Origin of the sequence: Pseudonocardia sp. (assembly GCF_029263155.1) — a bacterium.
Taxonomy (GTDB): domain Bacteria; phylum Actinomycetota; class Actinomycetes; order Mycobacteriales; family Pseudonocardiaceae; genus Pseudonocardia.
The window spans coordinates 1-19,869 of sequence record NZ_JAJCYB010000099.1 but is presented as its reverse complement, the minus strand read 5'-3'; the positions used below and the strand labels follow the sequence as shown (position 1 = coordinate 19,869).

The 19,869-nt window shown below is 72.1% G+C and carries 21 protein-coding genes and 1 tRNA gene; 5 read left to right on the top strand and 17 right to left on the bottom strand.

What is annotated here, in order from left to right; genetic code table 11:
* Position 1: 1 nt before the first annotated feature.
* From Q1K26_RS19775 to Q1K26_RS19750, 6 genes are all read right to left on the bottom strand, one after another.
* Complete coding sequence (locus tag Q1K26_RS19775; RefSeq protein WP_300015024.1) at positions 2 to 622, bottom strand: hypothetical protein; 621 nt, start codon at positions 620 to 622, stop codon at positions 2 to 4.
* Positions 603 to 2,510, bottom strand: a complete 1,908-nt coding sequence (locus Q1K26_RS19770; RefSeq protein ID WP_300015021.1) for a hypothetical protein — start codon at positions 2,508 to 2,510, stop codon at positions 603 to 605. The genes Q1K26_RS19775 and Q1K26_RS19770 overlap by 20 nt, the downstream gene beginning before the upstream one ends.
* Positions 2,507 to 5,374 (bottom strand): ATP-binding protein, encoded by a 2,868-nt coding sequence (locus Q1K26_RS19765; protein WP_300015019.1) that lies wholly within the window; start codon positions 5,372 to 5,374, stop codon positions 2,507 to 2,509. The genes Q1K26_RS19770 and Q1K26_RS19765 overlap by 4 nt, the downstream gene beginning before the upstream one ends.
* Positions 5,361 to 5,771, bottom strand: a complete 411-nt coding sequence (locus Q1K26_RS19760; protein ID WP_300015016.1) for a hypothetical protein — start codon at positions 5,769 to 5,771, stop codon at positions 5,361 to 5,363. The genes Q1K26_RS19765 and Q1K26_RS19760 overlap by 14 nt, the downstream gene beginning before the upstream one ends.
* Positions 5,768 to 6,031, bottom strand: coding sequence for a hypothetical protein (locus Q1K26_RS19755; RefSeq protein WP_300015353.1), 264 nt, complete (start codon positions 6,029 to 6,031; stop codon positions 5,768 to 5,770). Before Q1K26_RS19755 ends, Q1K26_RS19760 begins: the two co-directional genes overlap by 4 nt.
* Before the next feature lie 191 nt (positions 6,032 to 6,222).
* Complete coding sequence (locus tag Q1K26_RS19750) at positions 6,223 to 6,741, bottom strand: hypothetical protein (protein ID WP_300015013.1); 519 nt, start codon at positions 6,739 to 6,741, stop codon at positions 6,223 to 6,225.
* Positions 6,742 to 7,027: 286 nt separating this feature from the next.
* Between Q1K26_RS19750 and Q1K26_RS19745 the strand changes: the two genes are divergently transcribed.
* The gene (locus Q1K26_RS19745; RefSeq protein WP_300015010.1) at positions 7,028 to 9,394 is read left to right on the top strand and encodes a (Fe-S)-binding protein; all 2,367 of its coding nucleotides are present in this window, start codon (positions 7,028 to 7,030) and stop codon (positions 9,392 to 9,394) included.
* 16 nt (positions 9,395 to 9,410) lie between these two features.
* Here the strand turns inward: Q1K26_RS19745 and Q1K26_RS19740 are convergent, their stop codons facing one another.
* From Q1K26_RS19740 to Q1K26_RS19730, 3 genes are read right to left on the bottom strand one after another with little or no spacing between them, the layout of a single operon-like run.
* Entirely contained in the window at positions 9,411 to 10,322 is a 912-nt protein-coding gene (locus Q1K26_RS19740; protein WP_300015007.1) for a hypothetical protein, read from the bottom strand.
* 35 nt (positions 10,323 to 10,357) lie between these two features.
* A complete protein-coding gene (locus Q1K26_RS19735) occupies positions 10,358 to 11,026 on the bottom strand; it encodes a response regulator transcription factor (protein WP_300015005.1) in 669 nt (222 codons plus the stop codon).
* Positions 11,023 to 12,207, bottom strand: coding sequence for a histidine kinase (locus Q1K26_RS19730; RefSeq protein WP_300015003.1), 1,185 nt, complete (start codon positions 12,205 to 12,207; stop codon positions 11,023 to 11,025). The genes Q1K26_RS19735 and Q1K26_RS19730 overlap by 4 nt, the downstream gene beginning before the upstream one ends.
* 136 nt (positions 12,208 to 12,343) lie before the next feature.
* Here Q1K26_RS19730 and Q1K26_RS19725 point away from each other — a divergent pair, with 136 nt between their 5' ends.
* Both Q1K26_RS19725 and Q1K26_RS19720 read left to right on the top strand, forming a co-directional pair.
* The gene (locus tag Q1K26_RS19725) at positions 12,344 to 13,285 is read left to right on the top strand and encodes an ABC transporter ATP-binding protein (RefSeq protein WP_300015001.1); all 942 of its coding nucleotides are present in this window, start codon (positions 12,344 to 12,346) and stop codon (positions 13,283 to 13,285) included.
* Entirely contained in the window at positions 13,282 to 14,067 is a 786-nt protein-coding gene (locus Q1K26_RS19720) for an ABC transporter permease (protein WP_300014999.1), read from the top strand. The genes Q1K26_RS19725 and Q1K26_RS19720 overlap by 4 nt, the downstream gene beginning before the upstream one ends.
* On the opposite strand, the gene dcd is transcribed toward Q1K26_RS19720, so the two are convergent.
* Positions 14,068 to 14,649, bottom strand: coding sequence for a dCTP deaminase (gene dcd, locus Q1K26_RS19715; protein WP_300014997.1), 582 nt, complete (start codon positions 14,647 to 14,649; stop codon positions 14,068 to 14,070).
* Positions 14,650 to 14,658: 9 nt separating this feature from the next.
* Positions 14,659 to 15,831, bottom strand: a complete 1,173-nt coding sequence (locus Q1K26_RS19710) for a UDP-N-acetylglucosamine 2-epimerase (RefSeq protein WP_300014995.1) — start codon at positions 15,829 to 15,831, stop codon at positions 14,659 to 14,661.
* Between the two features lie 187 nt (positions 15,832 to 16,018).
* On the opposite strand from Q1K26_RS19710, the gene Q1K26_RS19705 reads away from it, so the two are divergent.
* Positions 16,019 to 16,092 (top strand) — tRNA-Gly (locus Q1K26_RS19705).
* 87 nt (positions 16,093 to 16,179) lie between these two features.
* Here the strand turns inward: Q1K26_RS19705 and Q1K26_RS19700 are convergent.
* Both Q1K26_RS19700 and Q1K26_RS19695 read right to left on the bottom strand, forming a co-directional pair.
* Positions 16,180 to 16,344, bottom strand: a complete 165-nt coding sequence (locus Q1K26_RS19700) for a hypothetical protein (protein WP_300014993.1) — start codon at positions 16,342 to 16,344, stop codon at positions 16,180 to 16,182.
* Positions 16,345 to 16,733: 389 nt separating this feature from the next.
* Entirely contained in the window at positions 16,734 to 17,003 is a 270-nt protein-coding gene (locus tag Q1K26_RS19695) for a hypothetical protein (RefSeq protein WP_300014991.1), read from the bottom strand.
* A 203-nt stretch (positions 17,004 to 17,206) separates the two neighbouring features.
* On the opposite strand from Q1K26_RS19695, the gene Q1K26_RS19690 reads away from it, so the two are divergent.
* A complete protein-coding gene (locus Q1K26_RS19690) occupies positions 17,207 to 17,797 on the top strand; it encodes a GNAT family N-acetyltransferase (protein ID WP_300014989.1) in 591 nt (196 codons plus the stop codon).
* Here the strand turns inward: Q1K26_RS19690 and Q1K26_RS19685 are convergent.
* The 4 genes from Q1K26_RS19685 to Q1K26_RS19670 all read right to left on the bottom strand — a co-directional run.
* Positions 17,730 to 18,077 carry an MmcQ/YjbR family DNA-binding protein gene (locus tag Q1K26_RS19685; protein ID WP_300014987.1) on the bottom strand — a complete coding sequence of 116 codons (348 nt, stop codon included), beginning with the start codon at positions 18,075 to 18,077 and terminating at the stop codon, positions 17,730 to 17,732. The genes Q1K26_RS19690 and Q1K26_RS19685 overlap by 68 nt on opposite strands.
* A 54-nt stretch (positions 18,078 to 18,131) precedes the next feature.
* Entirely contained in the window at positions 18,132 to 18,941 is an 810-nt protein-coding gene (locus Q1K26_RS19680; protein WP_300014984.1) for a hypothetical protein, read from the bottom strand.
* Between the two features lie 48 nt (positions 18,942 to 18,989).
* On the bottom strand, positions 18,990 to 19,436 hold the full coding sequence (locus Q1K26_RS19675) for a GNAT family N-acetyltransferase (RefSeq protein WP_300014981.1): 447 nt from the start codon (positions 19,434 to 19,436) through the stop codon (positions 18,990 to 18,992).
* 189 nt (positions 19,437 to 19,625) lie between these two features.
* On the bottom strand, positions 19,626 to 19,869 hold a 244-nt coding region (locus Q1K26_RS19670; protein ID WP_300014978.1), incomplete at its 5' end, for a hypothetical protein.

Below are 19,869 nucleotides of genomic sequence, written 5' to 3'. Positions count from 1 at the left end.
CCTAGACCCGGTCGTACCCGGAGACGCGCCAGTCCCCGTCCTCGGTGCGGACGACCAGCACGAGCAGGGTCAGGGCGTCGGTGGCCACCTCGACCTCGACGGAGTCGGCGGCGACGCTGACCGGCCGGGGCTCGCCGGTCACCCGGCTGGCCGGGATCGCCGCCGGGTCGACGGTGGCGAGCACGCCCAGGTACTCCTGCGTGGTGGTGGGCCGCAGCCCGTCGAGCCACTGTTCGGCCGTCGTGTCCTCCGGGGGCCGGACCCACGCCGCCGACCAAGCGGACGCCACCTGCAGCGCGGCTGCGGGAGCGCTGCTGAGCGGCTGCGGCGACGGGGTGAGCTCCGGCAGCGGAGGGAGTGCGGTCGGCGCCGGGGTCCGCGTCTCCCGGGGAGATGACGACGGTGCCGGACGCGAGCTGCCCTGGGTGGAGCTCGCTGCCGTGGTCGCGGTCGCGGGCGCGGGTGGGTTCAGCGCCGTGAGGGCCGTGCTCACCCCGACGACGACCGCGAGCACCACGGCCGCGGTCACGGCGAGGTGCGTGGGCGACCGCAGCGGCCACTGCCAGACCGCCCGGTAGGCCGCCGCGCGGCCGCGCGGGGACCTAATCGGCACGGCCGCCACCGGTGCGGTCGTAGACGGGACCGTCGAAGGCGGGGCGCGGGCGGTAGATGCGGTACACCGGCGCGCCGTCGACGATCTCGGCCTCCACCGGCCGGGCGGCGCCCGGGCGGCGCGGGATCGCGTCGGCGCGCCGGTAGATGGTGCGGTCGTCGATCTCACCGGGGTCGGACCAGCTGGGCGGCGCAGCGGCGGCGCCCACCCCGGAGCCGCCCCCGCGCGGGAGTGCCGGACGGCGCGCGGACGACACCGGCGTGGGCGCCGCGGGCGCCTCCACCTCGCGGCGGGCCGGTACGACCCGCTCGGCCGTGGCCCGCACCCGGGTGCCGGGCTGGGCCTCGGGCCGCCCGCCGTCGGTGAAGGAGGTACCGGCGGCGGCGCCGCGACGCTCGTCCCACCAGCGGGACTGCCGGTCGTCGGGTTCCCCGCCTCGCATCCGCTGCCACACCCGCGACATCGGACCGGTGCCGGCGCCCGGCACGATCCCGCCGAACTGCTCGCGGGTGAGCGACACCATCGACACCAGGCGGCGGAACGGTCGCGCGACGGCCCACAGCACGACCGTGACCACCCCGGTCACCAGCAGCGCGAGCCACAGGTCGATGCCGGCGCCGGGCCGGAAGAGGGACACGACGAGCAGCGCGTGCAGCCCGGCCAGCGCGCCGACCACCAGGGTGTTGACGACCGCCGCCCCCGCCACGCGCAGCAGCGCGGGCAGGATGTCGGGCTTGAGGACCGCCACCACGGCGATCGCGGGCGCCGTCATCACCATCAGCCGCAGCATCAGCATCGCGACCAGCACCAGGACCTTGGACAGCAGCTGGAACAGCGCGATGCAGATCGCCTGCACGACGGCGAGCACGCCGGCGCCGGTGCGGCTGCCGGCCTCGCCGGTGAAGTAGGGGTAGCGGTCACCCATCTGCTCGCCGATCGCGGCGAAGTCGGCCTTCTTCTGCTCCGCCAGCTCCGGACCCGCGAGTTGCTGAGCGATCTCCGGCTTGGTATAGGTCTGCGCACGCAGGAGATCGCGACCCAGTTCCTGGGCTTGTGGCACATCGGGCGCGCCGAACTCACCGCGCAGCCAATTGGAGTAGATCACTTGATCGACGAGTACGGTCGGCAGCGTGTCCCGATTGCCGAGTCCCACCTGATCCAGGAACCCCTCCTGCATCTCGGTGATCCCGTCCAGCAGCAGGCTGTCGGCGGCTCGTGACCAGTCGATCGGTGCGAGGTACGCGGCTGATCCGACGACGAGCGCGATCAGCGCGAACCCCCCTCGCCTCGCCTGTTCCGCGAGATCTCCGCGTAGCGCGAGCACGAGCAGGAACACCGCTAGGATCGCGAGGGCCGGACCGATCCAGGTGGTGAAGACCGCGTCGTACATCGCTTGGGTACCGCCGACGATCAGGTCGTCCAGAGGCGCGAGGAGTCCACTGCCGTTGGCGATCAGGTAATGCGACCAGTTGACGCCACCGACGGCGAACTTCGCCACGTTGAACGCCTGGTTGCCGAGCCAGGTGTCGGTGGTGCTGGCTGGGTTGAAGACCGCGGACCCCGCACAACCGAGGTCGTAGTTGTGCCAGATCAGTCCCGCGTAACCGACCTCGTCGTAGACACTTCCGGGTTCGCCGACACCGTAGGGCGAGGGGTCAAGCGAGCCGACCAGCCCGGTGCCCGGCCGGTCCGGCTCGGGGGCCTCCTTGCAGTCGAAGGGCTGCGCCATCGCCGGTTGTCCGATCAGCACCGACCCGCCGACGATCGCGGTGACGACGAGCAGGGCCCCGCGCCGCGACGCCCGACCGCTCCGCCTGCGCCGTCGGCGCAGCGCCACCAGCAGGGCAGCGAGCAACACCAGCCCCACCGGCAGCACCCCGATCGGTGCCGGCGTCACCGCACGCTCTCCCCGGCCACCCGTTCCCGGTCGTCCACGGTCGTGCTGTCGTGGTGCCCGTTGCGGGTCAGGCCGAGCACGTCGTCGTCGAGCTCGCCGAAGTCGTCGAGCACGTCGTCGTCGGCGGGGTCGACGACCAGCTCGGCGGGCCGTGGTGGGGCCGGCTCGTCAGGTGCCAGCACCGCGGCGGGCGCGGCGGCGGCGGGCACCGGGACCCCCCGGACCGACACCCGGGAGGCGTCCGGGTTGGTGTCCAGCGCGGCCCGGACGTGTTCCAGGTGCGGGGCCTCCAGGTCGATCCGGATCTTCTCGACGCCGCCGTGCCCGTCGGCGAACACGAACTGGCGCGGCGTGTCGTCGGGGCGGTCGTCGTGGCGCGGGCGTGGCGAGAGCGTGCCGAGCATCTGCTCGTAGCCGACCCCGGTGGGCACCTTGAGCAGCCGCAACGCCTCGTCCTGGGCCTCGCCGTCGTCGGTGCGGCCGACGAACACCGCGTTGACCAGCGACGCGAACCCGGAGACGCGCAACAGGTCGCCTGCCAGCTGTGACGCGAACAGGGCGCGGACGTTGAACTTGCGGGAGTCGCGGGCGAGCCGGTCGATGAGGACCTTGCCGGTGGGCACCTGGGACAGGAAGTGCGTCTCGTCGAGGGCCACACCCTTGCGCAGGTTGCGGTCCGCCTCGTAGATGGTGCGCTGCGTGAGCCAGGAGGCCAGGTTCAGCAGCTCGACGGCGAGGGACTCCCCGTCGGTCCACTCCTCGCGCGGGCTCCCCGGGCGGGGCAGGGTCATGCCCTGCATCGTGAGCACGGTCAGGCGGAAGTCGCGGTCGGCGGTCCACGGGTCGTCGCGGGTGGTGTCGGGGAACAGCAACGCGGCCTGCGGGAGCTCGCGGCGCTCGTCGAGGAAGTCGGCGACGACCCCCGCGTGCTCCTCGCCGTCGCGCGCGTGCCGGCGCAGGGCGTCGATGACCAGACCGGGGTGCCGGTCGTGCCCGCCACCCACCTCACGGACGGCACGCAGCAGCACGATGCGGGTGTGCGGGAGCCGGGACAGGTCGTAGGGCAGCAGCCCGGTGAGGACGTCGAGGACGAGCCGGCGTCTCGTGGCGGCGGCGAGGCTGCGCTCGCGGCGCCACGCCCGCTCGGGGTCCTCCTCGTCGGCGAAGTGGTCACGCCGCGGCTCGGCGACGACCCGGTACGGGTTGAGGATGCCGGGGTCGGCGCGCAGCAGGTTGATGTGCCGGGAGAACGGGGCCAGCTCCGGCAGCCGGGTGAGCTCGGCCAGCGGACCGGACGGGTCGAGCACCGTCCAGGTGGCGCCCGAACGCAGCGTCTTGTAGACGATCAGCCCGGTGAGGAAGGACTTCCCGGATCCCAGCCCGCCGACGACGGCGGTCAGGCCGGAGGCCCGGCGCACCTCCTGGGCCAGCCATGGGTCCCAGGCGACCGGGCGGCGGGTGGCGGTGCACGTCTCGCCGATCATGATGCCGCGCCGGTCGCCGACGCTCGCCGTGGCCGCGGGGACCGCCGCGGCGGCCCAGGTGACCGAGCCCCGGCGGCGGTAGGCGGTGGACGCCAGCGGCTCGCCCGGGATGAACTCGCGGGCGTACTTGTACTGCGCCTCCGGGTGCTCCATCTGGACCTTGGGCCGGTAGATGTCGAGCACCTGTTGCGCGCGGCTGACCGCCTCGGCCTCGTCCTTGCCCGCCACGGCCACCCGCCACCAGCCGTAGAGGCGGGTGTTGAGCTGGGTGAGCCCGGTGGTCAGCTCGTCCTCGACCTCCAGCACCCGGTCGGCCTGGCGCGCCAGCGACATCGGGGGGTCGAGATCGTGGTCGTGGGTGTAGTGCCGGATCTGGGAGCGCACCTTGCCCATCTGGCGCTGCAGCTCACCGGCCACCTCCTCGGGGCGGCGGACGTAGATCCGCGCCGACCACTCGACGGGAAAGGGCAGGCGGTCGCTGTGCTGCATCCACGGGTCGTCGACCTCGGGGATACGCAGCCCTTCCATCAGCCCCACCGACAGCACGGCGACGTTGCGTTGCACCGTCTGCGACCGGATCCGGCCCGCCACCCGCACCGTGGGGGCGTAGGGTTCCTGGTACATGTCGATGCCGTCGGTGAACCCGGCGAGGTCCTCGGTCTCCCAGCGGGTGACCCCGCCCGGCACCACCGACAGCGTGCGTGGCGAGGGCAGGCCCAGCGCGCAGGACCGCTGCATCAGCCACGCGATGTCCGCGGCACTCGCCGGCACGGCGTCGAGACCGTTGCCGGCCACCAGCTCGTCGAGGTGGGCCACCTCGGAGTCCAGCGCCGCGAGCTCGGCGCGCACGGCGGCGGGGGCGATCCGGCCGAGTACGGGTGCGGCGGCCTCGATCCACCGGTCGACCATCCCGCGCCCGGAGACCTCGATGCCGAGGAAGACCTCCTTGTCCGACATCGACAGGCCCATCAGGTGTCGCTGCTCGCCCTCCAGGAAACCGTCCCAGCCCAGCGCGCCCGCGACATCGGGCATGCGGCCCAGCGCGTTGTTGTCGAACGACTCGGCCCACATGTGCACCGGGTAGGGCCGGGTGGTGACCCGCAGGTGCAGCCAGCGGCCCTGCAGCTCGCCGAGCTGCGCGGCGATCTGGCGGATCAGCACCTCGCGCTGGGAGTCGCTGCGGAAGCTCCACGCCTGGGCGGCGAGCCGGTACCACGCCATCACCTGGGTCCCGGTCCGCGTCAGGTGGCCCTCGATGGAGCGCAGCGCGATCTCCGGGGTGTACTTCGGCAGGCCCGACTCACCGGCCAGCGCCCGACCGCGCCGGCGGCGCGGTTCGACGGGCGGGACGTCACGGAGCTTCTTCTCACGCCGCGCCACGGGCCCGACCCTTCCTGCGGTGGGCGGGCCTGACGACCGATCCCAGCCGGACGTGACCGGACCGGACGGGGCCACCGGCCACCGCCGTTCGCCGTCGCGGGCCGCGCACCTCGTGCCCGAACAGGGTGACGACCTGGCCCAGCGGGCGCTCGTAGTCGATGCGCTGACCGAGGAACCGGGTGACGACGACGGTGAGCACGAGGGCCCAGGCCACGGAGAAGAAGTCCAACCCGATGCCCACCCGGCGCTGGACGAACATCACCAGGATCATCACGAGCAGCCCGACGCCGTAGGAGACGTAGCGGGCGCGCCAGGGGAACGTGGCGCGCGGCGGACCGAGCCAGACGGAGTCGACCCGGTACACCTCGTCATCGGTGCGGACGAGCACGCCGTTCACCCGGTGAGGAGGCTTGCCAGGAAGCTACCGATCTCCGGGCCGTTGCCCGACACGGCGATTCCCAGGGCGACGAGTCCGATGATGAGTCCGACACTGCGGCGGGCCACACCGGCGTTGTCGCCGCGCCCGCCGATCCACAGCAGGATGATCGCGATCCCGAGCAGGATCAGCGGTACGACGTTGTCCTGGATCCACTGCTGTAGTGGGCCTGACGATACTGCCTGTGCAACCAGCGCGACGAGCGCTTCTGGTCCGATCATCATCGCTCCATCCTCGTGGCCCGACCAGCCCGAGGTTGCTCGGTACCCGCCCCAAGACCGACGTCCCGGAGCCTCCGAGTACACCATGTCCGCCCGGGTTGAGCATAGACGTGAGCCGCACCGCGGACACGTGCGGCTCACGTCCGGTCGCCGGCGTCTTTCACCGCCATCCGAATGGATGGCGAGCAGTCTCAGTACCGTACGGTGATGCAGGCTGGCGTCGACCAACCATAGGTCGCCCCCCAGTACGTACGGCTGCATATCTTGGAGTCCGGTGCGAATTTCTTGTTCACCGTCGCCGTGATTCCCCGAGAGATGAACGAACAGCCGGGCTTCGTCCTGGCCGACACGAAATACGGAACGTTGCCGGCGAGGGTGCCGGTCATCTCGACGGTGATCTCACAGACGGTGGATGGGCCGTAGGGGAAGGAACCGGCCTGGATGTAGCCGTTGATGCTGTCCACGTGGAGGCCTTCGCCCCTGACATGGATACAGTTCTGGTTGAGGGTGGCCGGACCGCTTCTGACCGTACATCCACCGGCTGACACGAGTTCGATGTCGCTCCCGTCGTACGACGGAGCGTTTTCCGGTCTCGTCCACCCGATGGTCACGAGCGTCAGGACGACCATCACCGTCGTTCCGACTCGCAGTGCGATCCCGATCCATGCGTATTGTCTCATGTATGCTCCCCCCGCCGGCGACTGTTCCACGACTGCGATCTCAACACCCGGAGCCGGCTGAAGGGCCCGTTCTGCTGCGCTTCATCTGTTCCGGTGATTCTCTCCTGTTCGGACGCAGATCCTTCAGTGATGTGCAGACGCTGCCGGGGACTGAGGCGTCCGTCACCGTGTCCCGACTGGAGTCGGTGGTTACCGCCGGGTAAGTTCGCCGTGATCCGCTGCGGCGTCCGGGCAGGCAGCCCCGACCCGAGCGTCTAGTCTGCTGCGCAGCGGGCCGCGGTCCACCACTCGCGGTCCAGTATGGGAGGAAGTACCCGTGCTCGAGAGACTGATCATCGGCCTGGCGATGACCGTGATCGCGGTCGCGGTCTCGGGCCGCCGCGCGTTCTGGATCTACAAGCTGATCTCGTCGGGCCAGCCGGCGAACGACCGCGCCGACGGGCTGGGGCAGCGGGTACGCGCGCAGTTCGTCGAGGTGTTCGGGCAGCGCAGGCTGTTGAAGTGGTCGGTGCCCGGGTTGGCGCACCTGTTCACCTTCTACGCGTTCGTCATCCTGATCACGGTCTACATCGAGGCCTACGGTGCGCTGTTCGTGCCGGACTTCGCGATCCCGCTGATCGGCACCTGGCCGGTGCTGGGCTTCCTGCAGGACACGATCGCGGTGCTGGCGCTGGTCTCGCTGGGCGTGTTCTCGGTGATCCGGCTGCGCAACGCTCCGGAGCGCAAGGCCCGGGACTCGCGGTTCTACGGCAGCCACACCGGCGGTGCGTGGCTGATCCTGTTCATGATCTTCAACGTGCTGTGGACGCTGTTCCTCTACCGGGCAGCGGCCTCGGCGCTGGGGTACCTGCCCTACACCTCCGGCGCATGGGCGTCGATCGGTCTCGGGACGCTGTTCGCGGGTGTGCCCGAGCCGACCCTGGAGGTCGTCGAGTCCATCGGCCTGCTGCTGCACATCGGCGTGATGCTGGTCTTCACGGTGATCGTCGCCTACAGCAAGCACCTGCACATCTTCACCGCGCCGATCAACGTCTCGGCCAAGCGCTTCCCGAAGGCCCTGGGCCCGCTGCCGGCGATGGAGTCGAACGGCAAGAAGATCGACTTCGAGGACCCGGGCGAGGACGACGTCTTCGGTCGCGGCCGGATCGAGGACTTCACCTGGAAGGGCATGCTGGACTTCGCGACCTGCACCGAGTGCGGCCGCTGCCAGTCCCAGTGCCCGGCCTGGAACACCGGCAAGCCGCTGTCGCCGAAGCTGTTGATCATGGATCTGCGCGACCACATGAACGCGAAGGCGCCGTACATGATCGGCGGCCGGGACATGCCGGAGGAGGGGTCGATCGACTTCTCGGCCGGGCTCACCGCGCACCCCGGACACGGGGTACCCGAGTCGGGCTTCGAGCGGGTCCGCGGGTCCGGCCCGGACCAGGCCGCGCGCCCGCTCGTGGGCACCGCGGAGCAGGGCGGGGTCATCGACCCGGACGTGCTGTGGTCGTGCACCAGCTGCGGGGCGTGCGTGGAGCAGTGCCCGGTCGACATCGAGCACGTCGACCACATCATGGACATGCGCCGCCACCAGGTGCTCATCGAGTCGGAGTTCCCTTCCGAGCTGGGCACGCTGTTCAAGAACCTGGAGAACAAGGGCAATCCCTGGGGGCAGAACTCCAAGGAGCGCCTGGACTGGACCAAGAAGCTCGGCTTCACCGTCAACGTCTTCGACGGCGAGCTGGCCCCGGAGACCGAGTACCTGTTCTGGATCGGCTGCGCGGGTGCGTTCGACGACGGCGCGAAGAAGACCGTGCAGGCCACCGCGGAGCTGCTGCACCGCGCGGGTGTCGAGTACACGGTGCTCGGGCCCGAGGAGACCTGCACCGGTGACCCGGCGCGTCGCTCGGGCAACGAGTTCCTGTTCCAGATGCTCGCCCAGCAGAACGTCGAGGTCCTGAACTCGGTGTTCGAGGGCCGCGAGCCGGGCACCCGCAAGATCGTGACCACCTGCCCGCACTGCCTGAACACGCTGGGCCGGGAGTACCCGCAGCTCGACGGGCACTACGAGGTCGTCCACCACACGCAGTTGCTGAACAAGCTGGTCCGCGAGGGCAAGCTCGTCCCGGTCGCCGCCCCGTCCGAGGACAAGCTCGCGCCCGTCACCTATCACGACCCCTGCTACCTGGGCCGGCACAACGACGTGTACGAGGAGCCCCGCGCCCTCGTCGGCGCGGTCGCGACGCTCACGGAGATGCCCCGGCACGCCGACCGTTCGATGTGTTGCGGCGCCGGTGGTGCACAGATGTGGATGGAGGAGCGGATCGGGCAGCGGGTCAACGTCAACCGCACCGAGGAGGCCATCGCCACCCTCTCCGGCGCCGACACCCCGAGCAAGACCGCGCTCAACGCGCGGGGCGCCAACCTCGACACGCCCGTGGCCGGTTCCGACGGGGCGGCGAGCGGCGGCACCATCGCCGTCGGCTGCCCGTTCTGCAAGACCATGCTCACCGACGGCCTCACCCAGAAGCAGGGCGAGGGCGAGGGCGAGGGCATGCAGGTACAGGACGTCTCGCAGATGCTGCTCGCCGCCGTCAGGCGGGGGGACACCGACACCAACGGCCACAGCTCCGCCAACGGCTCGGCGTCGGACTCCGAGCCGGCGAAGGAACCCGCGCAGGGTGACTCCCAGAGCTGAGCCCCGTCCGTTCAGATCATGAGGCTCCGCACGCCGCGAACGAGGTGACGATGTAGGTCTGGCCGGTGCCTTCCCGGCCCACGGTGAGACGTCCGAGCTGTGGTCCGGCGGCCACGGCCTCCCAGGTGAGAGCGCAGGCGTCGACGGCCAACCCGTCGCCCTGCACACGGGAGGGCGCCTCGGCGTCGGCGTAGTCGTTCGGCTCGGACACCCGCGAAGCCAGTGCCTTCACTGCCGACGGACAGTCCGGGGCCTCCAGGGAAGCCGTGAACGACGCCGCAGCCGGCGCCGACAGGAGGTTGTCGCACACCGCGGCCGCGGCCTCCGGCCGGTCTCCGTACGCAAGTCTGTTGAGCAGCGCAGGCAGGACCTCGATCGGAGTAGCGAACCCCTGCCGACCCTTGTCCAGCGCGTTGGTCTGCGCCTGTGCGGCGGCCGCCTCCCGCGCGTCCTGCACGTTGACGAATGCGAACGCCACACCGCTGACCAGGCACAGCGCCGCACCGACGGCGGCGAGACGCCAGGCGGGCAGCTGCAGCAGCCCGGCGACCAGCACCCCGATGCTCGCGGCAACTGCCCACGCCCACGGGCTGGTCGACAGCATCAGCCCGCCGACGACGACGAGGCCCGCGAGGTGCCAGACCCAGCCGCGCAGCAGCCGGTCCAGGCGCAGCAGCGCGAGCAGCACCAGCACCGCCACGCCGGCGAGCCACGGGATCGCCGACCAGTCGGAGAACGGCCAGAGCAGGAGCGCGGCGGCCCCGATGCCGAGTCCGGCGGCGCCCCGGACGGTACGGGTGAGCCGCTTCCACGCCGCGGGCCGCGAGGGCGGCTGCGGCGGCACGGGGTCGTGGAACGGGGCGACCGGTGGCGGCGACTGGGGCCGGTGGGCCGGTGGGCCGGCGGGGCTGCGGCGCTGGTCGTCCATCGCCGGTAGACCCTACTGGTCCGCGCCGCGGTGCGTCAGAGCCAACCGTGGTCGCGGGCCTGCTCGACGGCCTCCATGCGGGTGCCGACGCCCAGCTTGTGCATCGCCGACGACAGGTAGTTGCGCACCGTCCCGGGTGAGAGGTGCACGCGGCCTGCGATGTCGGCCGCTGTGCCGGAGGCGTCGACGTGGCGCAGCACGTCCAGCTCGCGGTCGGTGAGCGGGCACTCCTCGGTCATCAGCGCGGTCATGGCGAGGTCGGGGTCGACGTACCGGCCGCCGCGGTGGACGCGGCGGATCACGTCCGCCAGCACGGTGGCCGGGGCGCTCTTGGTGACGAACCCCGCGGCGCCGGCGGCCAGGGCCCGGCGCAGCACCCCGGGCCGGGCGTGTCGGGTGAGGATGATGCAGCGGGTGCCCGGCACGTTGGCGGCCACCCACTGGGCCACCTCGGCGCCGTCGCGCCCGGGCATCTCCACGTCCAGGACCGCGACGTCCGGCCGGTGCTCGGCGACCGCGGTCACCGCCTCGTCGCCGGTGCCCGCCTCCCCGACCACGAGGAGGTCGGCCTCCAGCCCGAGCAGCGCTCCCACCGCTCCCCGGGTGAGGGACTCGTCGTCGGCGAGTACGAGCCGGATCCGCGTCGTCGCCGCAGCCCCGTTCCGTGACCGGTCGGCACGGCCCGCGCCCGAAGGCTCGCTCATCGGGCACCCACCGGCAGGATCGCGTCCAGGCGGAAGGTCCCGTCGTCGGTGAGGCCCGCGTCGAGGTGGCCCGCATGCTCGTGGAGGTAGCGATCCAGCGCCGCCAGGCCCGTTCCCGCGTCGGCCTCACCGGAGGGAAGGGCCCCGTCGTTGACGACACGCAAGCGCGCGTCGCCGTTCTCCACGTGGATCTCGATGGTGCAGTGACTCGGCTCGGCGTGCCGGAGCACGTTGGTCATGGCCTCGCGCAGGACGCGGCCGAGCACGTTGCGGGCGGTGGGGCCGACGGTCGTGGGATCGCCGCGCACCACGAGGACGACGCCGGCGGAGTCGAGCACGGCGCGGGCCCCGGCGATCTCGGTGACCAGATCGGTGGTGCGGGTGTCGCGGACGAGCGCGCGCACCTCCGACAGCGACTCGCGCGCCACGCGCTGCACCTCCACCATCTCGCTGCGCGCGCGCTCCTGGTCGGGTAGCCGTGCCGCCAACTCGCTCTTGAACGCGACGACCTCGAGGGCGTGGCCGAGGATGTCGTGCAGGTCGTCGGCGAGGCGCAGCCGCTCGCGGGCCGTGGCCAGCTCGGCGGCCGTGCGGCGGGCACCGTCCAGGTCGATGACGGCCTTGAGCCACCACAGCCGTTCGACGTCGAGGATCCACATGCCGGCCACGTACATCACGGCGAGGCCCAGGCTGATCCAGCGGAACGCCTGGGACTCGGGATCCGTGGGATAGATCAGGCCGGTCACCCAGAAGCCGAGCACCGCCGTGAGCACGCTCGCCATGACGACCCACACGGCGGTGACCCGGGCCCGCAGGCCGCCGACGATGTCCCCGAGCAGGATCCCGCCCAGCAGGGACCAGGTGAAGCCGAGGGACCCGCTGCCCAGCCCGACCACGGTGACCGCGAGCCCGACGGCCGACGCGGCGACGGTGAACCACGTGGCGGCCGGGCGGCCCAGCGACTGCATCAGCTCGCGGATCCGCCACACGTGCAGGCCGAACCCGGCCACGTAGAGCATGACCATGATCGGCGCGAAGCCGGGCCGGAGGGCGTCGAGGAACAGCGGGATCGGCACGAGCAGCAGGTACAGCACGGTGCTCATCACGCCGATCCGGCCGAACCGGCGGGCGGAGCGCACGCGGCGTTCCTCGAACCCCGGGACCGGCGGTGATGTGTGCACCCGGTGACGGTATCCGAGGCCGACCGCCACCGGTCCGCCCTGATGACACCTGTCATCGCGGCTGCTGCGCGATGTCAGCCCCACGGGTGACCCCCGGTACTTATCGACGACGACACCGGTCGGTCACGGTGGAACCATGACACAGACGACCACCGCACCGGATCCCCGCCGGGTCGAGGCGGCGCCGGCGATCGAGGTGCGCGGGCTGCAGGTGCGCTACGGCGACTTCTCCGCCGTGCGCGGTATCGACCTCGACGTCCGGCGGGGCGAGGTCTTCGCGCTGCTCGGCACGAACGGCGCAGGCAAGACCACCACGCTGGAGGTGCTGGAGGGCTTCGGCACCCGCAGCGGCGGCACCGTGAGCGTGCTGGGCCTCGACCCAGCCGTCGACCGGGCCGCGCTGCAGCCCCGGATGGGTGTCCAGCTGCAGGAGGGTGGCTTCGTCGACGAGCTGACCGTCGTCGAGACGCTGCGGCTGTGGGAGCGGCTCGTCGAGCGGCCCGACCGGCCCGAGCGGCTGCTGGAGCGGTTCGAGCTGACCGGCCGCCGCGACGTCGCCGTCTCGAAGCTCTCCGGTGGCGAGAAGCGCCGTCTCGATCTGGCGCTGGCGGTGTGGGGCTCGCCCGAGCTGGTGATCCTCGACGAACCGACCACCGGGCTGGACCCGGGGTCGCGCCGCCGCACCTGGGACGCCATCCAGGAGCTGCAGGAGGCCGGCCGCACCGTCGTGCTCACGACGCACTACCTCGAGGAGGCCGAGGCGCTGGCCGACCGCGTGGCGATCATGCACGAGGGCAGGCTCGCCGTCGCCGGCACGCTCGCGGAGATCATCGCCACGCAGCCGGCGGGGTTCTCGGCCACGCTGCCCGACGGTGCGGACGAGCTGCCCGTCCTCGGCGGGACGGTGGATCGGGACGGCGCGCAGGTACGCGTCCAGACCGACGACCTGCAGCGCGACCTCACGGACTTCCTGGGCTGGGCCGCCGCTCGAGGGGTGCGGCTGTCCGACCTGCGCGCCGCCCCGGCCTCGCTCGCCGACATCTACCACGCCGTCCGTACCGGATCGGAGCAGACATGACCGCGCCCACCGCCACGACATCGCCTGCCGGGAGGGTGCTCGCCCTGGCCGCCGCCGAGGTGCGGCTCCTGCTCCGCAACCGCACCGCGGCGATCTCGTCGCTGTTCCTGCCCGTCGCGTTCGGGGCGTTCTTCGCATTCACGTTCGACCCGGGTTCGTCCGCGGACCCCGGCCTGTGGAGCCTCGTCGTGGCGCTGCAACTCGTGCTGACCTTCACGATGGGCGTCTACACCACGATCACGCAGACGGTGGTGGCGCGGCGCCAGTCACGGGTGCTCAAGCGGATGCGCACCACCAGCCTGAGCGACACGGGCGTGCTGCTGGCCACCACCGGGCCCGCGGTCGCGACCGCGGTCGTGCACCTGGCGCTCTACGCCGTCATCAACACCGTGCTGGGTGCGCCGTTCCCGGCCGATCCCGTGCCGCTGGTGCTGGCGGCCCTGGGCGGGCTCGCCGTGTGCGTGACGGCCGGGTTCGCGACCACCGTCGTGACGCCGTCGCCGGAGCGGGCCCAGATCACCACGCTGCCGCTGTTCTTCGCCATGTTCGGGGCGGCGTTCGTGGTGCCGATCCTGCCGCTGGACTCGTGGTGGCAGGCACTGGTGCTGGTGCCCGGCGCGCCGATCGGGCTGCTCGCGCAGCTCGCGTTCACCGGTGGCACGTGGGCGCCCGGCCTGCTGGGGCTGCCGGCGGCGCTGCCCGGCCTGCTCAGCCTGGTCGTGTGGCCCGTGGTGTTCACGGTTCTGGCGAGGCGGAGCTTCCGCTGGGATCCGCGCAGCTGATCAGCGCCGGGTGTCCACCCGGTGGAAGTTGAGGTGCGCCCGCGACGGTGTCGGACCGCGCTGCCCCTGGTAGCGCGAGCCGACGCCGTCGCTGCCGTAGGGCCGCTGCGCGGGGCTGGACAGCCGGAACAGGCACAGCTGGCCGATCTTCATCCCCGGCCACAGGATGATCGGCAGGTTCGCGACGTTGGACAGCTCCAGCGTGATGTGCCCGGTGAAGCCGGGATCGATGAAGCCCGCGGTGGAGTGCGTGAGCAGGCCCAACCGCCCGAGGCTCGACTTCCCCTCGAGGCGTCCGGCCAGGTCGTCGGGCAGCGACACCGACTCGAACGTCGACCCCAGCACGAACTCCCCGGGATGCAGCACGAACGGGTCGTCGCCCTCGGGTTCGACGGTGGTGGTCAGCTCGTCCTGCTGCTCACGCGGGTCGATGTGGGTGTAGCGGGAGTTCTGGAACACCCGGAAGAACCGGTCCAGCCGCACGTCCACGCTCGAGGGCTGCAGCATCGCCGGGTCCCACGGGTCGAGGGCCAGGCGACCACTGTCGAGCTCCTTGACCAGGTCACCGTCCGAGAGCAGCACGGCGCCACCCTAGGCCTCGCTGGTGGACTGCTCCTCGGTGGTCGGCGACTCCTCACGAGCTTGCTCGGGCACCACGGGCTCGGTCAGCGCCGGCGACGGCGTGAGGCCGAACATCCAGGCGACGGCCTGCTCCACCCGCTGCGCCTCCTTGCCGTCGGACGGCACGCCCTCCGGTGGTGGCGACACGGCGAGCACCTGCCGCACCGTGGTCATCACCGCCGGGGACAGGATGCTGCGGATCGAGTCGCCGGGGTGCGGGACGTGCGGGCCGTCGACGAGCACCGCGGGGGTGCCCAGTCCGGGGGCGTCGGTGACCAGGTCGGGATCGTCGGAGACGAGCACCGTGGCGGCGGCGATCAGCCCGACCAGCTCGGCGAGCGGCAGCGTGTGGACGGCGATGGCCCGTTCGTGCCGGGTGAGCGGATGGGCCGCCCCGTGGATCGCCAGCTCGCCGTAGACGACGATCTCCACGCCGGGCTCGCGTTCGAGCAGGTCGGGCAGCCCGGCGAGGACACCGAGCGAATCGGCGCGGTCCAGGCCCACCAGCACCAGCTTGGACTCCCCCGCACGGACCCGGCGGACGAGTCGGGCGAAGCGCAGGTCGGCGGGCTGGGGGTTGGCGGCCATCGTGTCACCGACCGGGATCGCGTTGGGCCCGATCGGGCTGCCCAGCGCGGCGCCGCCGGTGGTGAGGAACAGCGAGGCGAGCTGTCCGATGATGCGCCGGTTCGCCTCCTGCGGGAACGGGCACAGCAGGTCGTCGCTGGCCACCCCGGCCTGCAGGTGCACGACCGGGATCTGCCGCCAGAACGCCACCTGGGCGGCCATCGCCGCCGTCATCCCCCCGCCGTAGACCATGACGGCCGACGGGTCGAGATCGACGAGCAACTCGTCGAGGCGGGTCATGAGCATGGCCCCGACGGCCGCCGGGTGCGTGCCGGGCGGCTCGCGCAGCAGCAGCGTGACGTCGGCGGGCACCCCCAGCGCTTCGAACGCCTCGTGGACCCCCATCGGGTCGACGCCGGTGGCCACCGTGAGCGCGCGGATGCGGTCGATGTCGTTGAACGCGGTGGCGACCGGCGCGAGCCGGGCCACCTCGGGTCGGCTTCCGGCGATCAGCAGGACGTCGTGATCGTGATCCTGCTCCGGGAGCGAACCCAGTGGGGAACTGCTCTGGGTCATGCTCGGGTCCTTCTCGGCCGGGGGAGCTGGCCATGCGGGGCCACAGCAGTGTGAACCGCGATGGCACCGCGCGTCGAGACCGGGTGCCGGCGGGCGGCACCCATCGAGCCAACTCCACTCGGACGGGGGTACCCGGAGAGTAACGTCGATGACTCAGCGTGAGCTGATACGCTTCTGCGAGCATGTTGCGGATGTAGTTCAATGGTAGAACATCAGCTTCCCAAGCTGAATACGCGGGTTCGATTCCCGTCATCCGCTCCACACCGAAGGCCCAGGTCAGACGGCACTGCCGCACCTGGGCCTTCATCGGTTCTTGATCGAGTCTCACCGCGTGCCCACGACGTGTCCTCAGCCCGTCGGGACCAGGGCGCCGGCCGCGCCGTCGTCCGGCTCGTCGTCGACGTGTCCGGTGGCCGGCGGTGCTTCGGCGAGCTGGGCCTGATCGTCGGGCCGGTCTGCCGTGAGGGCCGCGCCGGACGGCCCGGAGTCGCCGAGGAGGGGGCGCCCGATCACCCGGGGTGATCCGTCAGAACCAGTCGCGGCGCTGCCACCAGGGCCGCGTTGCGGGTACTGACGGGTCGGGCACGGTTGCCGCCAGGAATCGCTCGTCGAGGGAGGCAACCGAGCGGCGCAGTGGTCGGGACTCCCGCTCGCCGAGGGCGGTGACTGCGTCGTCGAGCTTCGTCCGAGCACGTTCTCCTTCGCTCTCGTCGTAGGGGTCCTTCTCCCAGCGCCGTGGCCCACACGGGATCTGCGTGTACCAGCGCGGGGGCAGGCACGACCCCCGAGGGTTGTCCATGTCCAGGGTCGCGGCTGCGCACATCCCCGGGTCGCGCGACGGTCCGCAACGTGGTCCCGCTCTCGGGGCGGGCGGCAATCGCCGATGCGGCGTCGATCCGCACCTACGCGCCGCCGACCGGTGAATCCGCTGCTTCGTACGGGTCCTCACCCGCCAGTCGCAGCATCCCGAGGCCATCCTGATCGACGACCGCGTAGAGCACGTACGAGCGCCCGGAGTGGTCGTTCTCCGCCCACTCGACAACGGCGTGGACGTCTTCGGCGCCACGGACCTCGTACTCGTCGGACGTCGTGCCCTCGTAGAAGTAGACGCGGTATCGCGGCGAGTCGCACTCCCACCGCTGATCTCGCGGGTCCACTCCGACGATCTCCATCGGCCCAGCCTGCCAGCAAGGAAGTCACGAGACGGAGATGGAGGTGGAACCCGACGCATCCGGCAGCCGAGCGGGACCGGTGGGGACGCCGCCGTCACTCCGGTTCCCTCACACCGTCACGACACCTTCCCGTGGGCGCGACCCTCCCCAGCGGTCAGCCGCGCGGGCCGAACTCGCGTGCGGGAAATGACACCCTCGGTGCCGTGGAGACCTTCCTGGAGACCGAGCGGCTGGCCCTGCGCCAGTTCGGACCCGACGACGTCGACCTGCTGGTGCAGTTGCACAACGATCCGGACGTGATGCGCTTCCTCGGCCCCTGCGTCGAGACCGCCGAGCTGGTCCGCACCGAGCGCCTCCCGTACTTCCGGCGCCTCTACGACCAGGGGTACGGGTACTGGGCGGCCGTCGAGAAGGCGACGGGGACCTTCCTCGGCTGGTTCCTGTTCCGGCCGCCGAAGGTCGACCCGGAACCGGCGGTGCTCGAGCTCGGCTACCGGCTGCACACCGCCGCGTGGGGACGCGGGTTCGCCACCGAGGGGGCCATCGCGCTGGTGGACAGGGGCTTCACCGAGATGGGCGCGCGGCGCGTCGTCGCCGACACGATGGCGGTCAACGCCGGCTCCCGGCGGGTGCTGGAGAAGGCGGGGCTGCGCCACGTGCGCACCGTTCACCCGCACTACGACGAGCCGCTCGACGGCGCCGAGCACGGCGACGTCGAGTACGCGCTCACCCGGGAGGAGTGGTCCGCATCGCGCGCACCCGGGCCGGCGCCTTGCACCGCCAGGCCTCGGTGACCAGCTCGACGAGCTGCTCGCGCTCCACGACGTCGAGGTCGACGAGGATCGCGCCGTAGCCGTCGTAGTGGGGGGTGGTGGTGAAGGTCGGGTCGCCCGAGGCCAGCATCGCCTCCTTCTCCTCGAGCGTGCACATCAGCACGAGCAGGCCCTCGGCCTCGGTGCGCAACCGCGCGAATCCCTTGCCCTTCACCTTCAGCGACGGGCTGCGGAACCAGGTCGACTCCTCGACCTCCGGCAGCCCGCACCCGATCTCCACGACGTCGTCCCAGCTCGGCATGTCACCATCCTGGCGGGGGCCGCTCCGCCTGTCGTGGACGGAACGGACCTGCGCTCAGCGGCGGCCCGGACGCTGACCCGGCGCCCGCGCGAGCACCACGACCCCGGCCACGGCCACGGCCAGCCCCAGGGCCAGCGCCGGTTCCCACCCCGGACGCACCGGGTCACCGAGCAGCACGATGCCGACGAGCCCGGGGACGACCACCTCGGTGACGGTGAGCAGAGCAGTCATCGAGGCCACCTCGCCGCGCGACAGCGCCGACGAGTAGCCGACGAGGCCCACCGCCCAGAAACCGAGCACCAGGTACGTGGCCGGCTGGGACACCAGCATGGTGGGGTCCAGGCCGCCCTGCACGTGCGCCGCCCGCACCGACAGCGCCGCGCCGCCGAAGCCGAGCCCGGCCACCACGGCCAGCGGCCAGGCGTGCGTGCCGCGGCGCAGCACCAGGGTGGCGACGGCGAGCAGCAGCACCGACCCGAGCAGCACGACGTCGACGACGGGTGATCGCGTCGGCGGCCCGGACCGGCCCGCCGACGCGGCCACGAGCACCAGACCGAGCAGGCACGCCCCGACGGCGGCCCGGTCGACCCGCCGCAGCACGGTGCCGAACATCCGCCGCCCGGCGAGTGCGGTCAGCGCGATCGTGCCGCCGAGCACGGCCTGTACCGCGAACACCGGCAGGAACCGCAGCGCCACCGCGCTGCACAGCCACGCGGCGCCGTCGAACCCCAGACCGGCGAGGTAGCGCGGCTGCACGACGATCGGCCGCGTCCGGGTGGCGCGCAGCGCGCCGTCGGCCTGCAGGAGCGCGCCGACGCTGTTCAGGAGCATCGCGACGAGCGCCGCTCCCACCCCGATCAGCACCGCGCAAGCATGCCGTCCCCGGTCCCGCGGTCCCGCCGCGACGCGCGGCTACGGCAGCGTCATCCGCATCACCGGCAGCGGCCGGCCCAGCGGCGACGCGGTCCACCGGACCGTGACGCCGCCCATCCGTTCGTAGAACCCCACGGCGTACGGCTCGGCCTCCCACTCCAGCACCCCCGTTCCGGCATCGGCGGCGCGGCGTCGGGCGTGGGTGAACAGCACCCGCCCGCAGCCGCGGCCGATCTCGGCGGGCTCCAGCCACAGGTCGTCGAGGACGGTGCGGTCGGCGCGGTGCACCAGCGTGTAGAAGCCTCCGACGCGGCCGTCACGCTCACCGAGCCAGACCTCGTTGGCCGCCACCACCTCCGCGCTCATCCCCAGGCCGCGGGCGAAGCGCGCCAGCAGATCCGGCGGGTAGGGCCAGTGGCCCTTCGAGCGGACGGCGAGCGCTGCCAGCGCGGGGGCCTCGTCCGGTCGGGCACGGCGGATGCGCACGGACCCAGTGTGCGCGACCAGGTCAGGGGCCGACGATCCCGGGGATCACCTACGCCACCGGGCGATCGCGGTGTCGGTGTCGGCCCTTCTCGATCGATTCGGAAGCGAGACCGGGACCGGTACGGGGCTCCCCTCCGCACCGGTCCCGGCTCCAGCCTTCGCCCGCGAGGACGAAGGAGTTCGGACCCCTCAGGCGACCGTCTCCGTGGTGGGCGCCGCGCTCGAGGTGGGAGCGGGGCTGGCCACGGGCTCGTTCTGCGCGCCGCCGGTCCCCTCCGACCCGGGGTTCTCGCTCTGTGCTCCGCCGCCGGTCTCGCCGCCGCCGCCGGTCTCGCCGCCGCCGCCGGTCTCGCCGCCGCCGCCGGTCTCGCCCCCGCCGCCGGTCTCGCCACCGCCGCCGGTCTCGCCACCGCCGCCGGTCTCGCCGCCGCCG